The following is a 19,002-nucleotide window of genomic DNA, read 5'->3' as shown; positions in this document are numbered from 1 at the left end:
GGTGCCGCGGTCAGACCTTGTGGTCGATGTCGTGCTCCAGCACCGTCTTGCTCTCCACCGTGGTGTCGGCCTTGAGCTGGTAGACGAGCGGGATGCCGGTGGCGATCTCGAGGCTGGCGATGGTCTTCGTGGTCATGCCGTCGAGCACCATCACCAGGGCGCGCAGGGAGTTGCCGTGGGCCGCCACCAGCACGCGCTCGCCCGCCATGACGCGGGGCAGGATGAACTGGATGTAGTAGGGCAGGACGCGCGCGGCGGTGTCCTTCAGGCTCTCGCCGCCGGGCGGCGGCACGTCGTAGGACCGGCGCCACTGGTGCACCTGGGCGTCGCCCCAGCGCTCGCGGGCGTCGTCCTTGTTGAGGCCGGAGAGGTCCCCGTAATCGCGCTCGTTCAGCGCCTCGTTGCGGATCGTCTCGACCCCCTCGAGGTCCATCTCCTCCAGGATCAGCGCGCAGGTGCGCTGGGCGCGCTTCAGGTTGGAGGTGAAGGCCACGTCGAAGCCGTAGCCCTGCTCCTTGAGCCAGCGCCCGGCATTGCGGGCTTCCTCGACGCCGAGATCCGTCAGCTCGGGATCACGCCAGCCCGTGAACAGCTTCTTGAGGTTCCATTCGCTCTGGCCATGGCGAGCGAGGACGAGAAGGCGATCCATCGGGCGATGATCCTCTTGGTCTTTGAGAGGGCACGGCCTCGGCGGAGGCACGGGCGAAGGGCGATGTTGCAGCGCAGCGAGCGCGCATCGGGCGGCTCATGCGCGCGTGAGTCTGAACGGCAGATGACGAAACGTCTCCGCCGGGTGTGGGCTCCGTCGGAAAGCCCGGAGACGTCTGACACCGGGAGACCGTCCTGAAGTCCGCGTGTCTCTGAAGCCCGAAGGTCTCCTAAAGCCCGAGGACGTCGTCCATCCCGTAGAGGCCGGGCGGCTTGGCGAAGGCCCAGAGCGCGGCCCGCACGGCGCCGCGGGCGAAGATCGCCCGGTCCTCGGCGTGGTGGCCGACGGTGATCCGCTCGCCCGGGCCGGCGAAGACCACGCTGTGGTCGCCCACCACCGTGCCGCCGCGCAGGGTGGCGAAGCCGATGTCGCCGGGCCGGCGCGGGCCGGTGTGTCCGTCGCGGGTGGAGACCCGGGTGTCGGCGAGCACGACCCCACGCCCCTCCGCCGCGGCCTCCCCGAGGAGGAGGGCGGTGCCGGAGGGGGCGTCGACCTTCATGCGGTGGTGCATCTCGACGATCTCGATGTCGAAATCCTCCCCGAGGGCCGCCGCCATCCGGCGCACGAGGCCGGCGACGAGGTTGACCCCGAGGGACATGTTGCCCGAGCGCACGATGCGGGCATGGTGGGCGGCCGCCGCGAGCTTGGCGAGATCGGCCTCCTGCAGGCCCGTGGTGCCGACCACGTGGACGATGCGGGCCTGCGCGGCGAGCTCGGCGAAGAAGGTGGTGGCGGCGGGCGCCGTGAAGTCGAGGACGCCCTCGGCCGCCGCGAAGATCGGCAGCGGATCGTCCGTCACCGCGACGCCGAGGGGCGCCAAGCCCGCGAGCGTGCCGGCATCCTGCCCCAGCGCGGGGGAGCCCGCGCGCTCGATGGCGCCCGAGAGCGTGCAGCCCTCGGTCTCCGCCACCGCGCGGATCAGCATCCGCCCCATGCGCCCGTCGGCGCCGACCACCACGAGCCGCATCGTCCTCAGCCTCCAGAGCGTGTCGCCAACGGGCGCGTCCGCGTTGCGGTACAGCCTCCGGCCGGACCCGACAAGGATCAGCGCCCCGCCTGCGCCAGCAGGGGGCCGAGCACGTCCGTGACGCCATTCACGGTGATCTGGGTGCCGACGCAGAGGAGCAGGAAGGCGAAGAGGCGCCCGAGCACCCGCGCGCCGACGGGGCCGATCCAGGTCACCACCCGGTCGGCCGAGCCATAGGTGAAGCGCACGAGCACGGCGATGGCGAGCGCTGCCAGGGACATGCCCACGTAGAAGCCGATCCGGTCGGGGCCCGGTGCCGGGCGGTTGGAGCCCAGCGCGATCGCCACCGCGATGGTGCCGGGTCCGGTGGTGAAGGGCAGGGTCAGGGGAAAGAACGCGATCTCGGCCAAGTTCCCGGCCGAGTTCCCGGCCGAGTTCCCGGCCAAGTTCCCGGCCGGTTCCCGGGTCGCCTCCGCCTGCTTGCGTGCCTCCCGCGCCTCGGGCGCCGTCAGCAGGGTCCAGGCCGAGGCCGCCACCACGAGGCCCCCGGCGATGCGCAGAGCGGCCAGGGAGACGCCGAAGAAGTTCAGGATCGGCGCACCGGCCCAGAGCGTCGAGAGCATGATCAGGGCGGCGTAGAAGCCGATGCGCCTGGCGAGCTCCAGGCGCTCGGCATGGGAGTTCAGGGCGGTCACCTGCGCGAAGATCAGCGACGAGCCGACCGGGTTCACGATGGAGAACAGCGAGGAGAAGGCGAGCACGAAGCTCTGCAGCGCCGCCTCGGGCGCAATCAGACTCAGCATCCGCTCAGCCTGGTGAGGGGGCGGGCACCAGCACGCGGGCCGGTGCGAGGCGGGCCACCTTGCGAACCCGGCGCACGGCGACGGGGCGGTAGAGCTGCTTGGTGGCGTCGACCACGTGCAGCCCGGCGAAGGGCAGCGACAGGCTGGTGCCCATCCGCTCCCAGGCCCCGGCGGTGCGCAGCAGCAGGCGGTTCTCCACCGGGGGCATGTAGAGGGTCTCGGCCCAGCCCTCGGGGGAGAACTGGGTGCTGCGCATCAGCCGGGCGAGTTGCGAGCGGCTGTAGGGCTGGCCATGCCCGAAGGGGGTCGCGTCGCGCCGGGCCCAGACGCCCCGGCGGTTCGGCACCACCAGGATCATGCGCCCGCCCGGCGTCAGCACCCGCCAGACGTCCTGCAGGAGTTCGGTCGGGCTCTCGACGGATTCCAGCGCATGGACGAGGATCACCCGGTCCACGGCCGCCTCCGGCAGGGGCATCATGGTCGGGTCGGCCAGCGCCGAGCAGGAGCGGCCGCTGCCGGGCCAGTTCACCACCCCCTGCGTCGCCGGCATGAAGGCCAGCGTCCGTTCGGCGATGACGTGGACGGGGCCGAGATAGGGCGTGGCGTAGCCGAGCCCGAGGACCCGCAGGCCGGAGACCGAGCCGAGGAAGCCGTGGATCGCGCGCGCCACGATGCGGTGCGTCACCCCCCCGAGGGGGCTCGCATAGAAGGCGCGCAGATCGGTGACGTCGAGGCGCATGGCTCGGGTTTCGGTACGATCGCGCGGCTCGGGTCGGGGTCGGCTCGGAGACGCGCGACGAGAAAGGCTCACCCGCATCAATGGGGGCCGACGCCCGGCCCGACAAGCCCGGATCGGCGGAAGGCCCGGGAAGGCCGGGGGAAACGGCCCCTGGACCTGTCTCCGCCCGCACCCATCTTCGTGTGCCGCAGCGATGGTCCGCCGCGCGCCGCGCCGGCGCGGCCATTCCCCGTCCGGAAGGAAGCCCCATGACCGCCCCGAAGCCCGAGATCCGCACCTTCCTGTGCCGCAGCGACAATATCGGGGTCCTGATCCGCGATCCCGCCACCGGCGCCTGCGCCGCCATCGACGTGCCCGAGGCCGGCCCCGTGCTGGCGGCCCTCGACGAGACCGGCTGGACCCTCACCGACATCCTCGTCACGCATCGGCACGCCGACCACGTGGAGGGTATCCCGGAGGTGAAGCGCCGCACCGGCGCGCGGGTGACGGCGCCCCTGAAGGCCGGTGACGCCGTGCCGGAGGTCGACGCCACGGTCGCGGAGGGCGACGCGGTCCGGGTCGGCGACCTCACGGCGCGGGTCTGGGAGACGCCGGGGCACTGCGCCGACCATGTCACCTACTGGTTCGAGGAAGCGGGCGCGGTCTTTGCCGGCGACACCCTGTTCACCCTCGGCTGCGGCCGGGTGATGGAGGCGGAGCCCGCCACCCTGTGGCGCTCCCTGGAGCGCTTCCTGCCGCTGCCCGACGAGACGCAGGTCTACAGCGGCCACGACTACGTGCTCTCCAATGCCCGCTTCGCGCTGGCGGCCGAGCCCGGCAACGCCGCCCTCGCCGTCCGGGCCGCGGAGGCCGAGCGTGCCAGGGCGGAGGGCCGCTTCCTGATTCCCACCACCCTGGGGGCCGAGCGCGCGACCAATCCGTTCCTGCGCGCCGGCGAGCCGAGTCTCGCTCAAAGCGTGGATCTGGCCCCCGGCACCCACCCGTCGGTTGTCTTTGCCGCACTGAGGGCCTGGAAGAACCGGTTCTGAGTCGTTAAAGGGGCGTTACAGCGGGGCTGGTGCTGTCATTGATCTTGGCCTCGTTGGACGATCCGGGGGGAAAAGCCGCTTCTCGCGAAGCGGCTCCGCCCAGGAGGGTCCGTCCTGTCCATCCACGAGCCCCGGTGTCCGATTTGATGCAGCCGCCCGGCCCGCCCTTCGCCTTCGGGCACGAGATCGACCTCGGCGAGAGCCGGGGAAGCGAACCTTCGGACGACCGGAAAGCCCCGGAGGGCGCCGTCCGCATCACGGTGCCGCGCGTCGCGCGTCCGGCACCGCGGGCTGCGGCTCCCCTGGCCGTCGATGCGCGGCTGCTCGCCGTCGCCACGGAGCACCTGCGGCGCCTCGGTCCCAAGCGGGTCACCGTGGTGGCCGTCGCCGCCGAAGCGGGCATGACGCATGCCAACGTCTACCGCTACTTCCCGTCGAAGGACGCGCTCCTCGATGCCGTGGCAGGGCGCTGGCTGCGCGACGTCGAGGCGGAACTCGCCCGCATCGCCGATGCGCCGGACCCGGCCGACGACAAGATCGAACGCCTGCTCACCGCCCTGGCCAGCGTCCAGCGCGAGACCCTGGTTCACGAGCCGAATCTCTTCGCCGTCCATCTCGATGCCACCGTGGGCGCCCGGCCCATCGCCCGGCGTCACCGGGTCCGGCTGCGCAGCCTGGTCGAGCGGGTTGTCGAGGAAGGGATCGGGGCCGGTGCCTTCATCGCCCGCGACCGCGAGCGGGCCATCGCCCACATCTTCGACGCCAGCTACCGCTTCACGCATCCGCTGGCGATTCAGCACGATGCCGACCTGCCGCGCGACCTCGTGGAAGCCCGCCTCGGCGCCGTGATTCTCGCGATCCAGAAGGTGCTGCGGACCGGTACCCTCTGAGGCTAAGTGACAGAATTTTTCGTCTGTCACTTGAGGCGCGCTGCCGGGCAGAATCGCTCTCCGTTCGTCTAATTCCTTATCGCGCTTACGCTTTTTCTCGCCCTCGCCGATGCGAAGGCGCCCCCGCCTTGGCCCGAACCCTGCTTTGACGTTCGTGCCTCGGTTGAAGCCCTGGGCCTTTTCGGCCACACACCGCCGCAGCAACGCGCCGGTGGTTTTCAAGCCTCCCAGCGCCGCGACCGCCACGCAAGGACCGGAGGTTCGTTTCCCCCATGGCACGCAGCAAGATCGCGCTCATCGGCGCTGGACAGATCGGTGGAACCCTCGCGCACCTCGCCGGCCTGAAGGAACTCGGCGACGTCGTGCTGTTCGACATCGCCGACGGCGTCCCGCAGGGCAAAGGTCTCGACATCGCGGAATCCGCGCCCGTCGACGGCTTCGATGCGACCTACACGGGGGCCAGCGACTATGCGGCGATCGCCGGCGCCGATGTGGTGATCGTCACCGCCGGCGTGCCGCGCAAGCCGGGCATGAGTCGCGACGACCTGATCGGGATCAACCTGAAGGTCATGGAGGCCGTCGGCACCGGCATCAAGCAGCACGCGCCGGACGCCTTCGTCATCTGCATCACCAATCCCCTCGACGCGATGGTCTGGGCCCTGCAGAAGTTCTCCGGCCTTCCCACCCACAAGGTGGTCGGCATGGCCGGCGTGCTCGATTCCGCCCGCTTCCGCCACTTCCTGGCCGACGAGTTCAAGGTCTCGGTGGAGGACGTCACCGCCTTCGTGCTCGGCGGCCACGGCGACGACATGGTCCCGCTGGTGCGCTACTCCACGGTGGCCGGCGTGCCGCTTCCCGACCTGGTCAAGCTCGGCTGGACCACCCAGGAGAAGCTCGACGCCATGGTCGAGCGCACCCGCAAGGGCGGCGGCGAGATCGTCAACCTGCTCAAGACCGGCTCGGCCTTCTACGCCCCCGCCGCCTCCGCCATCGCCATGGCCGAGAGCTACCTGCGCGACAAGCGCCGCGTGCTCCCCTGCGCCGCCTACCTCAACGGCGAGTACGGCGTCTCCGACATGTATGTCGGCGTCCCGATCGTGATCGGCGCCAACGGCGTCGAGCGCGTCCTCGAGGTCGACTTCAACGGCGACGAGAAGGCGATGTTCGACAAGTCGGTCGGTGCCGTGAAGACCCTGATCGAGGCCTGCAAGGGCGTGAACCCCGCGCTGGCCTAGTTCGACCGTCATTCCGGGCCGCCGACGCGGCGGGCTGGATCGCAACCTGTGTTTCTGGATCCCGGGTTCCGCTCTGCGGCCCCGGGATGACGTTGAGGGTCTCATCCATGAACATTCACGAGTACCAGGCCAAGGCGGTGCTGAAGGAATTCGGTCTGCCCGTCTCGCGCGGCGTGCCGATCTTCAAGCCCGAGGAGGCCGAGGCGGCCGCCAAGGAACTCGGCGGCCCGGTCTGGGTGGTGAAGTCGCAGATCCACGCGGGCGGTCGCGGCAAGGGCACCTTCAAGGGGGCGCCAGCCGGCGCCAAGGGCGGCGTGCGCGTCACCAAGTCCCTCGACGAGGTGAAGCAGTTCGCCGGCGAAATGCTGGGTCAGACCCTGGTCACGATCCAGACCGGCGAGGCCGGCAAGCAGGTCAACCGGCTCTACATCGAGGAGGGCGCCCAGATCGAGGCGGAGTTCTACCTCTCGATGCTGGTCGACCGCGAGACCGGCCGGGTCGCCTACGTCGTCTCGACGGAAGGCGGCATGGACATCGAGACGGTGGCGCACGACACGCCGGAAAAGATCGTCACCTTCTCCGTCGATCCCGCCACGGGCGTGATGCCCCATCACGGCCGCCTCGTCGCCAAGACGCTCGGCCTCACGGGCGCCCAGGCCAAGGAAGCCGGCGACCTCACCACCCGGCTCTACCAGGCGTTCACCGCCAAGGACATGAGCATGCTGGAGATCAACCCGCTGGTGCTCACCGGCGACGGCCATCTCAAGTGCCTCGACGCCAAGATCTCCTTCGACTCGAACGCCCTCTACCGCCACCCCGACATCGTCGCGCTCCGCGACGAGACCGAGGAGGACGCCAAGGAGATCGAGGCCTCGAAGTACGACCTCGCCTACATCGCCCTCGACGGCACCATCGGCTGCATGGTCAACGGCGCCGGCCTCGCCATGGCGACCCTCGACATCATCAAGCTCTACGGCGAGGAGCCGGCGAACTTCCTCGATGTCGGCGGCGGCGCCTCGGAGGAGAAGGTCACGGCGGCGTTCAAGATCATCACCGCCGATCCCCAGGTGAAGGGCATCCTCGTCAACATCTTCGGCGGCATCATGAAGTGCGACGTGATCGCCAACGGCGTGATCGCGGCGGTGAAGGCGGTCGGCCTGCAGGTGCCCCTGGTGGTACGCCTGGAGGGGACCAACGTCGAGAAGGGCAAGGAGATCATCCGGAATTCCGGCCTGAACGTGATCCCCGCCGACGACCTCGACGACGCCGCGCAGAAGATCGTCGCCGCCGTGAAGAGTGGTCATTGAGACCATGAGGGCGCTGTTGCTCATCGCTGGCTTGCTGGCTGTCTCATCGCCCGCTCGGGCAATGAGCACGGATGAGATCGCAGCGCTCTTCTTCGACGCCTGCATGGGGGGCGGACCGCATGACCAGACCGTCGAGACCCTTGGGCGATTGCGCGGTTGGTCGAAGGTACAGAGTCCTAAAGAGCAGAGCCCGCTTCCGTCTCAAGCGATTACCGGCAGCACTTGGACCGTTTCATCGCAGGGGACGGAGGTGACGCCACCAGTGGTGCAAGTCAGCGAAATGGCAGTCGTCAATAGACCTGAGACCCCCGGCGGACCTGCTTGGATGTGCATGGTCACCGACAAAGGTGATCGGTTGGATGAAATTGCCGCCCGCGTCCAGAAGCAGTTGCAGATGTCCGCCCCAACCCGTGGCATGCGGGATGCCGGTGGTTTCACGACACAATGGGTATTGACCGAAAACCCACTGGACGCTGTCTCGCTCACCCAGTCATCAAGGCGTTCTGGCCCCGTTACAATGATTGTCCGGGCTCAGACCCCGGCGCAGGAGAAGCGCTAGATCCATGTCCATCCTGATCGACGCGAACACCAAGGTCCTCTGCCAGGGTTTCACCGGCAAGAACGGAACCTTCCACTCCGAGCAGGCCATCGCCTACGGCACCAGGATGGTCGGTGGCACCAGCCCGGGGAAGGGCGGCTCCAAGCACCTCAACCTGCCGGTCTTCGACACGGTGGCGGAAGCCCGCGAAGCCACGGGCGCCGACGCATCCGTGGTCTACGTGCCGCCGCCGGGGGCGGCGGACGCGATCTGCGAGGCGATCCAGGCGGAGATCCCGCTCATCGTCTGCATCACGGAGGGCATTCCGGTGCTCGACATGGTGCGGGTCAAGCGCGCGCTCGAAGGCTCGAAGTCCCGCCTCGTCGGCCCGAACTGCCCCGGCATCGTCACCGCAGGCCAGTGCAAGATCGGCATCATGCCGGCCAACATCTTCAAGCCGGGCTCGGTGGGCATCGTCTCCCGCTCCGGCACGCTGACCTACGAGGCCGTGTTCCAGACCACGAATGCCGGCCTCGGCCAGACCACCGCGGTGGGCATCGGCGGCGACCCGGTGAAGGGCACGGAGTTCATCTCCATGCTCGAGCTGTTCCTCGCCGACGACAAGACCGAGTCGATCGTCATGATTGGAGAGATCGGCGGCTCGGCCGAGGAAGAGGCGGCGCAGTTCCTGGCCGACGAGGCCAAGCGCGGCCGCAAGAAGCCCATGGTCGGCTTCATCGCCGGCCGCACGGCGCCTCCGGGCCGTCGCATGGGGCACGCGGGCGCCATCATCTCGGGCGGCAAGGGCGGCGCCGAGGACAAGATCGCCGCGATGGAAGCGGCCGGAATCCGGGTCTCGCCTTCGCCGGCGCGCCTCGGCAGCACCCTCGTCGAGGTTCTGCGCGGCTGACACGCGCGGGACGCGGGCCTCGCGTTGGTCGACGTTCAGGTCCGCGACCCCATCTGACGAACGAGCGACGCGAGCCCGAGGAGGCCCGCGTCTTTCCCGGTACATCCGATCCCGGCCGCGATCCGCGCGGATGGGGTCGGGCAGGGGCCTTCCCGGCGGAGGACCCCGCACAGCGGCAGGATGACCCGAACGATGGCACGCCAGGACGCGCTCGAAACCTCGTTCCTCTACGGCGGCAACGCCGCCTACATCGAGGAGCTGCAGGCGGCCTACGCCCGTGATCCGAACGCGGTCGATCCGGAGTGGCAGACGTTCTTCCGGTCCCTGAACGAGGACAAGGGGCTTGCGGAGAAGAACGCGGCCGGCGCCTCGTGGGAGCGGCCGAACTGGCCGATCCACGCCAATGGCGAGATCGTCTCGGCGCTGGACGGCAACTGGGCCACCGTCGAGAAGGCGATGGGTGACAAGATCCGCGCCAAGTCCGACACCGCGTCGGCCCCGACCAAGGGCGCCGTCATCGCCTCCGCCCCCGGGATCTCGGTGGAGCAGGCGACGAAGGATTCGGTCCGCGCGATCATGCTGATCCGCGCCTACCGCATGCGCGGCCACCTGCACGCCAAGCTCGATCCTCTCGGCCTCGCCCCCCGCGGCGACCACGAGGAGCTGCATCCGCAGCATTACGGCTTCGAGGAGAAGGACTGGGACCGTCCGATCTTCCTCGACAACGTGCTCGGCCTCGAATTCTCGACCATTCGCGAGATCGTCGAGATCCTGGAGCGCACCTACTGCCAGACCCTCGGCGTCGAGTTCATGCACATCTCCAACCCGGAGGAGAAGGCCTGGATCCAGGAGCGCATCGAGGGCAAGGGCAAGGAGATCACCTTCACCCCCGAGGGCCGTCGCGCGATCCTGAACAAGCTGATCGAGGCGGAGGGCTTCGAGAAGTTCCTCGATCTCAAGTACACCGGCACCAAGCGCTTCGGCCTCGACGGCTCGGAGGCGATGATCCCGGCCCTCGAGCAGATCATCAAGCGGGGCGGCGCCCTCGGCGCCGAGGAGATCGTCGTGGGCATGGCCCATCGCGGTCGCCTCAACGTGCTCACCAACGTGATGGCCAAGCCCTTCCGGGCGGTGTTCAACGAGTTCAAGGGCGGCTCGGCCAACCCGGCCGAGGTCGAGGGCTCCGGCGACGTGAAGTACCATCTCGGTGCCTCGTCGGACCGCGCCTTCGACGGCAACAACGTCCACCTTTCGCTCACCGCCAACCCGTCGCACCTCGAGATCGTCGATCCCGTCGTGCTCGGCAAGGTGCGCGCCAAGCAGGACCAGCGGGCCAAGCCCACGGTGGAGCGCACCCGCGTGGTGCCGCTGCTCATCCACGGCGACGCGGCCTTCGCGGGTCAGGGCGTGGTGGCCGAGTGCCTCGGCCTGTCCGGCCTGAAGGGCCACCGCACCGGCGGCTCGATCCACTTCATCATCAACAACCAGATCGGCTTCACCACCGATCCGCGCTTCTCGCGCTCCTCGCCCTATCCGTCCGACGTGGCGAAGATGGTCGAGGCGCCCATCTTCCACTGCAACGGCGACGACCCGGAGGCCGTCACCTTCGCGGCCAAGATCGCGATCGAGTATCGCCAGAAGTTCGGCAAGCCGGTCGTCATCGACATGCTCTGCTACCGCCGCTTCGGCCACAACGAGGGCGACGAGCCGGCCTTCACCCAGCCGAAGATGTACCAGCGCATCCGCAAGCACCCGACCGCGCTGGAGACCTACGGCAAGAAGCTCGTCGCCGAGGGCGTGGTGAGCCAGGAGCAGCTCGACGCGCGCAAGGCCGAGTTCCGCGCCGTGCTCGACGCAGAGCTGGAGGTCGCGACGAACTACAAGGCCAACAAGGCCGACTGGCTCGACGGTCGCTGGGCCGGCTTCAAGGCCGTGCGCGAGGACGTGGACGATCCGCGCCGCGGCAAGACCGGCGTGCCGGTGGAGACCCTGCGCGAGATCGCCCAGCGCATCACCACGCCGCCGCCCGGCTTCCACCTGCACCGCACGATCCAGCGCTTCTTCGACAACCGCGCCAAGGCGGTGGAATCGGGCCAGGGCATCGATTGGGCGACCGCCGAGGCCCTGGCCTTCGGCTCGCTCCTCATCGAGGGCCACCGCGTCCGCCTCTCGGGCCAGGACGTGGAGCGCGGCACCTTCTCGCAGCGCCACGCGGTGGTGATCGACCAGGAGAACGAGCAGCGCTACACCTCGCTGAATTCGATCCGTGAGGGCCAGGCCAGCCTGGAGGTCATCAACTCGATGCTGTCCGAGGAGGCGGTGCTCGGCTTCGAGTACGGCTACTCCGCGGCCGAGCCCAACGCCCTGGTGCTGTGGGAGGCGCAGTTCGGCGACTTCGCCAACGGCGCCCAGGTGGTCATCGACCAGTTCATCTCGTCGGGCGAGCGCAAGTGGCTGCGCATGTCGGGCCTGACCCTGCTGCTGCCGCACGGCTACGAGGGCCAGGGCCCGGAGCACTCCTCCGCCCGCCTGGAGCGCTTCCTGCAGATGTGCGCCGAGGACAACATGCAGGTCGCCAACTGCACCACGCCCTCGAACTACTTCCACATCCTGCGCCGCCAGCTGCACCGCGAGTTCCGCAAGCCGCTGATCCTGATGACGCCGAAGTCGCTCCTGCGGCACAAGAAGGCGGTCTCGCCGATCGAGGCGATGGCGGACGGCTCGAGCTTCCACCGCGTGCTCTGGGACGATGCCGAGCGCGACGAGGACGGCATCAGGCTCGTGAAGGACGACAAGGTCCGGCGCGTCGTGCTGTGCTCGGGCAAGGTCTATTACGACCTCTACGACGAGCGCGAGAAGCGCGGCGTCAACGACGTGTACCTGATGCGCGTCGAGCAGCTCTACCCGTTCCCCCTGAAGGCGCTCGCGGGCGAGATGGGGCGCTTCCGGAACGCCGAGGTGGTGTGGTGCCAGGAGGAGCCGAAGAACATGGGCTCCTGGGCCTTCGTCGAACCCTACCTCGAATGGGTGCTGGGCCAGGCCCAGTCGCCGGTGAAGCGCGCGCGCTACGTCGGTCGCCCGGCCTCCGCCTCCACGGCGGTGGGCATGCTCTCGAAGCACCAAGCCCAGCTCCAGGCCTTCCTCAACGAGGCGCTGGCGGTCTGACCGCCGGCCACTCCTCCACGCTACTCGCCCCCACGTTTCGCGATCCGAGGGCGCCGCCGAGCGGCGTCCCAAACCCTCCGGACGGACACTGAACCATGGCAACCGATATCGTCGTCCCGACCCTGGGCGAATCCGTGAGCGAGGCCACCATCGGCCGCTGGTTCAAGAAGCCGGGCGACGCCGTGGCGGCCGACGAGCCCCTGGTGGAACTCGAGACCGACAAGGTCACCCTCGAGGTGAACGCGCCGGCCGCGGGCCAGCTCGGCGAGATCCTGGCCAAGGACGGCGAGACGGTGGAGCCCGGCGCGCTCCTCGGTTCGATCGTCGAGGCCGGGGCCGGCGGCGGCAAGGCCGCGGCGCCGAAGAAGGCCGAAGCCAAATCCGAGAGCAAGGCCGAGACCAAGCCGGCGGAAGCGCCCGCTCAGGAGTCGTCGGCCGGCTACGGCAACCACGGTGACGCCGTGCCCCAGGCCACCCGCGAGTCCGGCGACCACGGCCCCGCGGTCGCCAAGATGGCCCGCGAGTCCGGCATCGACCCTGCGACCCTGAACGGCAGCGGCAAGGACGGCCGCGTGACCAAGGGCGACATGCTCGAGGCCACGTCGAAGGCTCCCTCCGCTCCGGCCCCGGCCCCCGCGCGGGAGGCCAAGCCCGCCGCCCCGCGGGCGCCTTCGAAGCCCGACGATGCGGCGCGCGAGGAGCGCGTGCGCATGACCAAGCTGCGCCAGACCATCGCCCGCCGTCTCAAGGACGCGCAGGACACCGCCGCGATGCTGACGACGTTCAACGACGTCGACATGTCGGCCGTGATGGCGATGCGGAGCCAGTACAAGGACATCTTCGAGAAGAAGCACGGTACGAAGCTCGGCTTCATGGGCTTCTTCACCAAGGCGGTGATCGGCGCCCTCAAGGACGTGCCGGCGGTGAATGCCGAGATCGACGGGCAGGACCTCGTCTACAAGAACTACTACCACATCGGCATCGCGGTCGGCACCGATAAGGGCCTCGTGGTGCCGGTGGTGCGCGACGCCGACGACCTGTCGATCGCCGGCATCGAGAAGAAGATCGCCGGCTTCGGCAAGAAGGCCCGCGAGGGCAAGCTCTCCATCGAGGAGATGCAGGGCGGCACCTTCACGATCACCAACGGCGGCATCTACGGCTCGCTGATGTCGACCCCGATCCTGAACGCGCCGCAATCCGGCATCCTCGGCATGCACCGCATCGAGGAGCGCCCCGTGGTGCGCGCCGGCAAGATCGAGGCGCGGCCGATGATGTACCTCGCCCTGTCCTACGATCACCGCATCGTCGACGGGAAGGAGGCCGTGACCTTCCTCGTGCGCGTCAAGGAGGCTCTGGAAGATCCGGCACGCCTCGTGCTCGACCTCTAAGGCCCGGCAGCTGCCGTCCGCCGGCCGCGTTCCCGCGCGGCCGGACGCTTCCGCGCGCTTCGTCCATCGATGGTGGGGCATGACCCGCCGCCCAATCCAGCGAGTCAGATTCCCATGTCCTACGATCTCGTCGTCATCGGCACCGGCCCCGGCGGTTACGTCTGCGCCATCCGCGCCGCCCAGCTCGGCCTCAAGACGGCCGTGGTGGAAAAGCGGGCCGCCCATGGCGGCACCTGCCTCAACGTCGGCTGCATCCCCTCGAAGGCCCTGCTCCACGCCTCGGAAGCGTTCGAGGAGGCGGGCAAGCACTTCGCCGACATGGGCGTCATGGTCGGCGCGCCCGAGCTCGACCTCGCGAAGATGATGACGTTCAAGCAGGACGGCGTCGACGGCAACACCAAGGGCGTCGAGTTCCTGCTCAAGAAGAACGGCATCGACGCCTATCGGGGCACCGCCCGGTTGGCCGGTGCGGGCCGCGTCGAGGTGCTGTCCGAGGATGGCGGCAACCAGCTCCTGGAGACGAAGAACGTCGTCATCGCCACGGGCTCGGACGTCACGAAGCTTCCCGGTGTCACCATCGACGAGACCATCGTCGTGTCCTCCACCGGCGCGCTCACCCTGGAGAAGGTCCCGGGCAAGCTCCTCATCATCGGGGCCGGCGTCATCGGCCTCGAGCTCGGCTCGGTCTGGCGCCGCCTCGGCTCCGAGGTCACCGTGGTCGAGTATCTCGACCGGATCCTGCCGGGCATGGACGGCGAGGTCGGCAAGCAGTTCCAGCGCATCCTCGGCAAGCAGGGCATGCAGTTCAAGCTCTCGTCCAAGGTGACGGGCGTCACGGTCAAGGACGGGGCCGCCACCGTCATGGTGGAGCCCGCCGCCGGCGGCGAGGCCGAGACGCTGCAGGCCGACGTGGTGCTCGTGGCCATCGGCCGGGTGCCCTACACCGAAAGCCTCGGCCTGGAGACGGTCGGAGTCGGCCTCGACAACAAGGGCCGCATCCAGACGGACAGCCACTACGCCACCAACGTCACGGGCATCTACGCCATCGGCGACGTCATCGCCGGCCCGATGCTGGCCCACAAGGCCGAGGACGAGGGGGTGGCCGTGGCCGAGCTGTTGGCCGGCCAGTCGGGCCACGTGAACTACGGCGTCATCCCGAACGTGGTCTATACCTACCCGGAGGTCGCGTCCGTCGGAAAGACGGAGGAGGAGCTCAAGAAGGACGGCATCGCCTACAACAGCGGCAAGTTCCCCTTCACCGCCAACGGCCGCGCCAAGGTGAACCACACCACGGACGGCTTCGTGAAGATCCTGGCCGACGCGACCACCGACCGCGTCCTGGGCGTCCACATCGTCGGGGCCGATGCCGGCAACCTGATCGCGGAAGTCGCGGTGGCGATGGAGTTCGGCGCCTCCGCCGAGGACGTCGCCCGCACCTGCCACGCCCATCCGACCCTCACCGAGGCGGTCAAGGAAGCCGCCCTCGCGGTCGGAAAGCGCGCGATCCACATCTGAGCCCTACGCTGTCCCTCGACGAAGACGGCCGCCGCTTCGTCGAGGGCGTCACGCCCTGGGTCGCTCCGCCCTCACGGGGCCGATCAGGGGGCTTGGCAGGCCATCACCTCGGCGGCCTGGGCCACGCTGAGGGCGCGCTCGCGAACCTGCCGCGGGAGGCCCGGCCGCTCGGAGACGGCGGCGGCGTCCCGCTGAAGGCGGACGTTGCAGGCGCAGGACCGATGCCCGGCCGCGTCGAAGCAGGCATCATGGCGCAGGCAGGCGGCATCGAGGTCGTCGGTGGGCGGCAGGCCCTCGCCCCGTTGACCGGCCCCACAATAATTGCCGTGGAACAGGGCCTTGCCCGCCAGAACCTGCGCGAGATCGGCCTTGGGCAGGGGCGGCTCATCGGGTCGGTCGACCGGGGTCAGGTTGTTGGCCGGGCCACCGGCTCGGTCGGCCGAGCCGCGAAGCGCCCTGGGAATGCCGGAGTTCGGGCCGGGCTGGTTCAGGGGCTCGCCGGCCCGTCCGTTGGAATCGGCCAGGTCCGGCAAGGGCGGTGGCGGTCCTGGGCGCACCTCTTCCGCCTCGACGGCCGGTGCCTCCGTCGTGGTCTGGGCCGGTGCTTCCCGGGACGTCAACAGCAGCAAGGCGGCGATCGCTGCGGCGAGGGTGCGAAACCTGTCGGTCAAGGCTCGATCGTCTCCTGTCCCCCCAGACTCCTCCAGCGACGGCCCGGGGCGGGGATGATCCGGTCTCGGATGGATCGTCCCCGTGGGCCACGGAGGGGTCCCCGTCGGTCGGCAGATACGGCGAAGGTGGTGATTCCGTTCCACCCGCGATGATCCGCCCGTTGGCTCCGCGGTGCAGGCGATCGGCTCCCAGAGGTGATTGACAGGCCGGGGCGCGTGCGACCTCTGACGGGGTCAGCAGGCACCGGGAGAAGAATCATGAAGGTCGTGGCGGATCTGTGCATCGTTCCGATGGGCGTCGGCCCCTCGGTCTCGCCCTACGTGAAGGAGATCAAGGCGATCATCGACGCCAGTCCCCTCCATGCCGAGATGCATGCCAACGGGACCAATATCGAGGGCGAACTCGGCGATATCTGCGCCCTCATCGAGGCCTGCGAGGCCAGATTGAGCGAGATCGGCGTGCAGCGGGTCTTCTTCACCATGGCGTTCTCGTCGCGACGCGACAAGGACCAGTCCATGGCGGACAAGCTGAAGGCTGTTCTCTGACCATGACCCGCCACGGCGGGGATCGTCACGGCTTCGCTGGATCCGGTTTCGGTCGATCGAGCCTCTCGCCCGCCTCGCATTCCCGCAGGAAGGTCTCCCGGTGGGCGCTGGCGAGCCTGTTCTCGTCGGCCTGCGCCGCGCAGACCGCCTCGTCGCGCGCCTGCCCGGTGGCGGCCGGGGAGGGGGGCGGCGTCTGAGCCGAGGCCGGGGTCGCCAGCCCGAGGGCCAGGAGCAGGATGTGACGATGCCGGGTTGCCATGGGGGGTCCTTCCGTCCTGTGCGCCGTCCTGTTCGGTCCGCATGCCTGGGCAACGCGGCCGGGAGGCCCTTGATCCGCCGGCCGCCCGGACGGCGATGGTGTGTTGTCGTACGGAGAGGCAAGAAACGGAGAAAGAATTAACTGCCCCTCGGTGATGACTGGACTCTGGCGGCGGTCGTCCTCCTTGCTCCGACCGCCTCACCGCAGACCACCGATAGATGTCAGGGTCCTGACGATGCCTGAGCGACCCGTCTTGCTGCAGCGATTTCGATGGACGCATTCGGCCAGATGGCTGAGTGCCATCAACTTGCTTGCTGTCATCGGGCTCTGCGCCGTCTCGGCCTTCATGCTTTGGCAGATGCGCCTCGATGCGGCCCGGCGCTCGGAGGTGACATCGCGAAGCCTCGTGCAGGTCCTCGGGCGGGATATCGCCCGGAACATCGAGCTCTACGATCTTTCCCTGCGGGCCGTCGTCGACGGCCTGAAGCTTCCCGAGCTTGCCCAGGCCGATCCCGAACTCCGGCAGATGATCCTATTCGATCGCGCCGCCACGGCCGAGAATTTCGGCCACACCCTCGTGTTCGACAGAACCGGGAAGCTCATCATCAGCTCGAAATCCCTCGCCCCCGAGCCTCTGAACTACGCCGACCGCGAATATTTCCAGTACCACGTCGCCCATCCGGGCAACGAGCTGCACATCAGCCAGCCCCTGGTTTCGCGTCTCACGGGCAAGCGCGTCCTCATCATCAGCCGGCGCCTGTCGGACCCGGATGGCAGCTTCGCGGGGGTCGTCCTCGGTTCGATCTACCTCGACTACTTCCGTCAGCTGTTCGCCGCCGTCGGCGCCGATCATGCCGGCACCGTCACCCTCTACGGTCCGGGTGGCACGATCATCATGCGCGAGCCCTACGACGAGGCCACCATCGGGCGGAGCGTCTCGGCCACGGACAGCTACCGGAGGTTCTTCGATGCGCCGGAGGGTCGCTTCACCGGCCCTGCGATGGTCGGCGAGGGCAGCCGCGACTTCGTGTTCACCAAGGTCGGCGACCTGCCGCTTCACCTTAGCATCGCCGTGGCGCCGGCGGAGATCTATGCCGATTGGTGGCACCGCGCCCTGGTCCTCGGGGCGGTGGTGCTGAGCCTGTGCGCGACCACCATCGTCCTGACCTGGCTGTTCGGGCGCGAGCTGCACCAGCGCAGGGTGGCGGAGCAGGCGGCCCTCGACCTCAACGTCCAGCTGGAGAAGCTGGCCACCACCGATGCGCTGACGGGCCTCGCCAACCGGCGACGGTTCGACGATGCGCTGGAACGCGAATGGCGCCGCGCGGTCCGCAACCAGCTGCCCCTCTCGCTCCTCGTCCTCGATGCCGACTACTTCAAGGGCTACAACGACCGCTACGGGCACCAGCGGGGCGACGAGGCCCTCCGGCTGATCGCGCGCTCCATCGAGGCCAGCATCGTCAATGCCTCCGACACGGCCTGCCGCATCGGGGGTGAGGAATTCGCCGTGATCCTGCCCGAGACCGACGCGGCCGGGGCGGAGATCGTCGCCCACCGCATCCGCGAGGCCGTGGCGGGCTGGAAGATCCCGCATGCGAGCAGCCCCCTCGGGGTGCTCACGGTCAGCCTCGGCTTGGCGCAGATCCCCGAGGTCCGGGCGGCCGATCCTGCCGCCTTCGTCGAGGCGGCGGACCAGGCGCTCTACGCGGCCAAGGCGAACGGGCGCAACCAGGTGCAGGTGCGGCGCCGGGACAAGGCCGGCCTGCGCCTCGCCGCGGGCTGAACCCGGGCCCGGCGGTCGCGGAGACCTATCGCGGCCTGGTCTCCGGGGCGCCGAGTTCCCGGGCGATGCCGTCGAGCCCTTGGTCGTAGACGCCCTCGATGTCGGCCCGGGCCTCGGCCTCGCCCATGCCGGCCGGGTCGAAGGTGGCGCTCCACACCACCGTCGCGCCGGTGCCGTTCGGCCGGACCTGCAGGGTGGCGTTGTAGGCCCCTACGGGCAGGGGGCCCTCGATGAAGGCGTAGCTGTAGCTCATCCCCGCTTCGTCGCGCCGGGTCTCGGCCTCGACGAGGGTGCCGAGGCCTCCGGCGACGACGAGGCGGCGGACGGGCTCGTTGTCCTCGCGGTCGGCGTCGTCCCGGGTCCCGGAGGAGTCGCAGGCGACCACCTGCGGGTGCCACAGGGCGATGGAGCAGAAGCCGCCGATGAGCGCCCACACGGCGGCGGCCGGGGCCGGGATGTCGCGGCTGCGGGAGACCTCGATCGCGCCGGCCGGGCCGGCGAGGAGCGTAAGGGCGATTCCCAGGATGGCCTGCCGCATGATCGTCCCCC

The 19,002-nt window shown here is 69.3% G+C and carries 18 protein-coding genes; 11 read left to right on the top strand and 7 right to left on the bottom strand.

The window, feature by feature from the left end:
• Window positions 1-10: 10 nt before the first annotated feature.
• From ASF18_RS11395 to ASF18_RS11380, 4 genes are all read right to left on the bottom strand, one after another.
• The gene (locus tag ASF18_RS11395) at window positions 11-649 is read right to left on the bottom strand and encodes a 2,3-bisphosphoglycerate-dependent phosphoglycerate mutase (RefSeq protein ID WP_056218219.1); all 639 of its coding nucleotides are present in this window, start codon (window positions 647-649) and stop codon (window positions 11-13) included.
• A 229-nt stretch (window positions 650-878) separates the two neighbouring features.
• A complete protein-coding gene (dapB, locus tag ASF18_RS11390; RefSeq protein WP_056351688.1) occupies window positions 879-1,676 on the bottom strand; it encodes a 4-hydroxy-tetrahydrodipicolinate reductase in 798 nt (265 codons plus the stop codon).
• A 77-nt stretch (window positions 1,677-1,753) separates the two neighbouring features.
• On the bottom strand, window positions 1,754-2,479 hold the full coding sequence (locus ASF18_RS11385) for a MarC family protein (RefSeq protein ID WP_056351685.1): 726 nt from the start codon (window positions 2,477-2,479) through the stop codon (window positions 1,754-1,756).
• A gap of 4 nt (window positions 2,480-2,483) precedes the next feature.
• Window positions 2,484-3,218, bottom strand: coding sequence for a class I SAM-dependent methyltransferase (locus ASF18_RS11380; RefSeq protein ID WP_056351682.1), 735 nt, complete (start codon window positions 3,216-3,218; stop codon window positions 2,484-2,486).
• A gap of 248 nt (window positions 3,219-3,466) precedes the next feature.
• On the opposite strand from ASF18_RS11380, the gene gloB reads away from it, so the two are divergent.
• From gloB to lpdA, 9 genes are all read left to right on the top strand, one after another.
• Complete coding sequence (gene gloB, locus ASF18_RS11375; protein WP_056351679.1) at window positions 3,467-4,246, top strand: hydroxyacylglutathione hydrolase; 780 nt, start codon at window positions 3,467-3,469, stop codon at window positions 4,244-4,246.
• Window positions 4,247-4,506: 260 nt separating this feature from the next.
• Complete coding sequence (locus ASF18_RS11370) at window positions 4,507-5,136, top strand: TetR family transcriptional regulator (protein WP_338011819.1); 630 nt, start codon at window positions 4,507-4,509, stop codon at window positions 5,134-5,136.
• A 272-nt stretch (window positions 5,137-5,408) separates the two neighbouring features.
• Complete coding sequence (gene mdh, locus ASF18_RS11365) at window positions 5,409-6,371, top strand: malate dehydrogenase (protein ID WP_056218199.1); 963 nt, start codon at window positions 5,409-5,411, stop codon at window positions 6,369-6,371.
• Window positions 6,372-6,478: 107 nt separating this feature from the next.
• The gene (gene sucC, locus ASF18_RS11360; RefSeq protein ID WP_056218197.1) at window positions 6,479-7,678 is read left to right on the top strand and encodes an ADP-forming succinate--CoA ligase subunit beta; all 1,200 of its coding nucleotides are present in this window, start codon (window positions 6,479-6,481) and stop codon (window positions 7,676-7,678) included.
• A 331-nt stretch (window positions 7,679-8,009) separates the two neighbouring features.
• The gene (locus tag ASF18_RS23690) at window positions 8,010-8,237 is read left to right on the top strand and encodes a hypothetical protein (RefSeq protein WP_156394218.1); all 228 of its coding nucleotides are present in this window, start codon (window positions 8,010-8,012) and stop codon (window positions 8,235-8,237) included.
• Between the two features lie 4 nt (window positions 8,238-8,241).
• Complete coding sequence (gene sucD, locus ASF18_RS11355) at window positions 8,242-9,126, top strand: succinate--CoA ligase subunit alpha (protein WP_056218190.1); 885 nt, start codon at window positions 8,242-8,244, stop codon at window positions 9,124-9,126.
• A gap of 192 nt (window positions 9,127-9,318) precedes the next feature.
• The gene (locus ASF18_RS11350; RefSeq protein ID WP_056218187.1) at window positions 9,319-12,291 is read left to right on the top strand and encodes a 2-oxoglutarate dehydrogenase E1 component; all 2,973 of its coding nucleotides are present in this window, start codon (window positions 9,319-9,321) and stop codon (window positions 12,289-12,291) included.
• 95 nt (window positions 12,292-12,386) lie between these two features.
• Window positions 12,387-13,679, top strand: coding sequence for a 2-oxoglutarate dehydrogenase complex dihydrolipoyllysine-residue succinyltransferase (gene odhB / locus ASF18_RS11345; RefSeq protein ID WP_056351676.1), 1,293 nt, complete (start codon window positions 12,387-12,389; stop codon window positions 13,677-13,679).
• 114 nt (window positions 13,680-13,793) lie between these two features.
• Entirely contained in the window at window positions 13,794-15,194 is a 1,401-nt protein-coding gene (gene lpdA / locus ASF18_RS11340) for a dihydrolipoyl dehydrogenase (RefSeq protein WP_056351673.1), read from the top strand.
• An 83-nt stretch (window positions 15,195-15,277) separates the two neighbouring features.
• Here the strand turns inward: lpdA and ASF18_RS11335 are convergent, their stop codons facing one another.
• Complete coding sequence (locus tag ASF18_RS11335) at window positions 15,278-15,823, bottom strand: hypothetical protein (RefSeq protein WP_200917610.1); 546 nt, start codon at window positions 15,821-15,823, stop codon at window positions 15,278-15,280.
• A gap of 300 nt (window positions 15,824-16,123) precedes the next feature.
• Here ASF18_RS11335 and ASF18_RS11330 point away from each other — a divergent pair, with 300 nt between their 5' ends.
• Window positions 16,124-16,411, top strand: a complete 288-nt coding sequence (locus tag ASF18_RS11330; RefSeq protein WP_056218179.1) for an MTH1187 family thiamine-binding protein — start codon at window positions 16,124-16,126, stop codon at window positions 16,409-16,411.
• Window positions 16,412-16,436: 25 nt separating this feature from the next.
• Here the strand turns inward: ASF18_RS11330 and ASF18_RS11325 are convergent, their stop codons facing one another.
• The gene (locus ASF18_RS11325; RefSeq protein WP_056276577.1) at window positions 16,437-16,670 is read right to left on the bottom strand and encodes a hypothetical protein; all 234 of its coding nucleotides are present in this window, start codon (window positions 16,668-16,670) and stop codon (window positions 16,437-16,439) included.
• Window positions 16,671-16,977: 307 nt separating this feature from the next.
• Here ASF18_RS11325 and ASF18_RS11320 point away from each other — a divergent pair, with 307 nt between their 5' ends.
• Window positions 16,978-18,453 (top strand): sensor domain-containing diguanylate cyclase, encoded by a 1,476-nt coding sequence (locus tag ASF18_RS11320; RefSeq protein ID WP_056218173.1) that lies wholly within the window; start codon window positions 16,978-16,980, stop codon window positions 18,451-18,453.
• Between the two features lie 25 nt (window positions 18,454-18,478).
• Here the strand turns inward: ASF18_RS11320 and ASF18_RS11315 are convergent, their stop codons facing one another.
• Window positions 18,479-18,991, bottom strand: a complete 513-nt coding sequence (locus tag ASF18_RS11315; protein WP_056351671.1) for an SRPBCC family protein — start codon at window positions 18,989-18,991, stop codon at window positions 18,479-18,481.
• Between the last annotated feature and the right edge of the window lie 11 nt (window positions 18,992-19,002).

Origin of the sequence: Methylobacterium sp. Leaf89 (assembly GCF_001422215.1) — a bacterium.
Lineage (GTDB): Bacteria > Pseudomonadota > Alphaproteobacteria > Rhizobiales > Beijerinckiaceae > Methylobacterium.
Note: the sequence above shows the minus strand (reverse complement) of the source record. Positions and strands in the feature narration are given on the sequence as shown.

What these genes read in the sequence shown, in the direction of transcription:
- sucC (WP_056218197.1), top strand. Translation starts at nt 6,479, where the DNA reads ATGAACATTCACGAGTACCAGGCCAAGGCGGTGCTGAAGGAATTCGGT.
- mdh (WP_056218199.1), top strand. Translation starts at nt 5,409, where the DNA reads ATGGCACGCAGCAAGATCGCGCTCATCGGCGCTGGACAGATCGGTGGA.
- gloB (WP_056351679.1), top strand. Translation starts at nt 3,467, where the DNA reads ATGACCGCCCCGAAGCCCGAGATCCGCACCTTCCTGTGCCGCAGCGAC.
- ASF18_RS11325 (WP_056276577.1), bottom strand. Translation starts at nt 16,670, where the DNA reads ATGGCAACCCGGCATCGTCACATCCTGCTCCTGGCCCTCGGGCTGGCG.
- sucD (WP_056218190.1), top strand. Translation starts at nt 8,242, where the DNA reads ATGTCCATCCTGATCGACGCGAACACCAAGGTCCTCTGCCAGGGTTTC.
- odhB (WP_056351676.1), top strand. Translation starts at nt 12,387, where the DNA reads ATGGCAACCGATATCGTCGTCCCGACCCTGGGCGAATCCGTGAGCGAG.
- lpdA (WP_056351673.1), top strand. Translation starts at nt 13,794, where the DNA reads ATGTCCTACGATCTCGTCGTCATCGGCACCGGCCCCGGCGGTTACGTC.
- ASF18_RS11380 (WP_056351682.1), bottom strand. Translation starts at nt 3,218, where the DNA reads ATGCGCCTCGACGTCACCGATCTGCGCGCCTTCTATGCGAGCCCCCTC.
- ASF18_RS11330 (WP_056218179.1), top strand. Translation starts at nt 16,124, where the DNA reads ATGAAGGTCGTGGCGGATCTGTGCATCGTTCCGATGGGCGTCGGCCCC.
- ASF18_RS11395 (WP_056218219.1), bottom strand. Translation starts at nt 649, where the DNA reads ATGGATCGCCTTCTCGTCCTCGCTCGCCATGGCCAGAGCGAATGGAAC.
- dapB (WP_056351688.1), bottom strand. Translation starts at nt 1,676, where the DNA reads ATGCGGCTCGTGGTGGTCGGCGCCGACGGGCGCATGGGGCGGATGCTG.
- ASF18_RS11315 (WP_056351671.1), bottom strand. Translation starts at nt 18,991, where the DNA reads ATGCGGCAGGCCATCCTGGGAATCGCCCTTACGCTCCTCGCCGGCCCG.
- ASF18_RS11385 (WP_056351685.1), bottom strand. Translation starts at nt 2,479, where the DNA reads ATGCTGAGTCTGATTGCGCCCGAGGCGGCGCTGCAGAGCTTCGTGCTC.
- ASF18_RS11350 (WP_056218187.1), top strand. Translation starts at nt 9,319, where the DNA reads ATGGCACGCCAGGACGCGCTCGAAACCTCGTTCCTCTACGGCGGCAAC.
- ASF18_RS23690 (WP_156394218.1), top strand. Translation starts at nt 8,010, where the DNA reads ATGGTCACCGACAAAGGTGATCGGTTGGATGAAATTGCCGCCCGCGTC.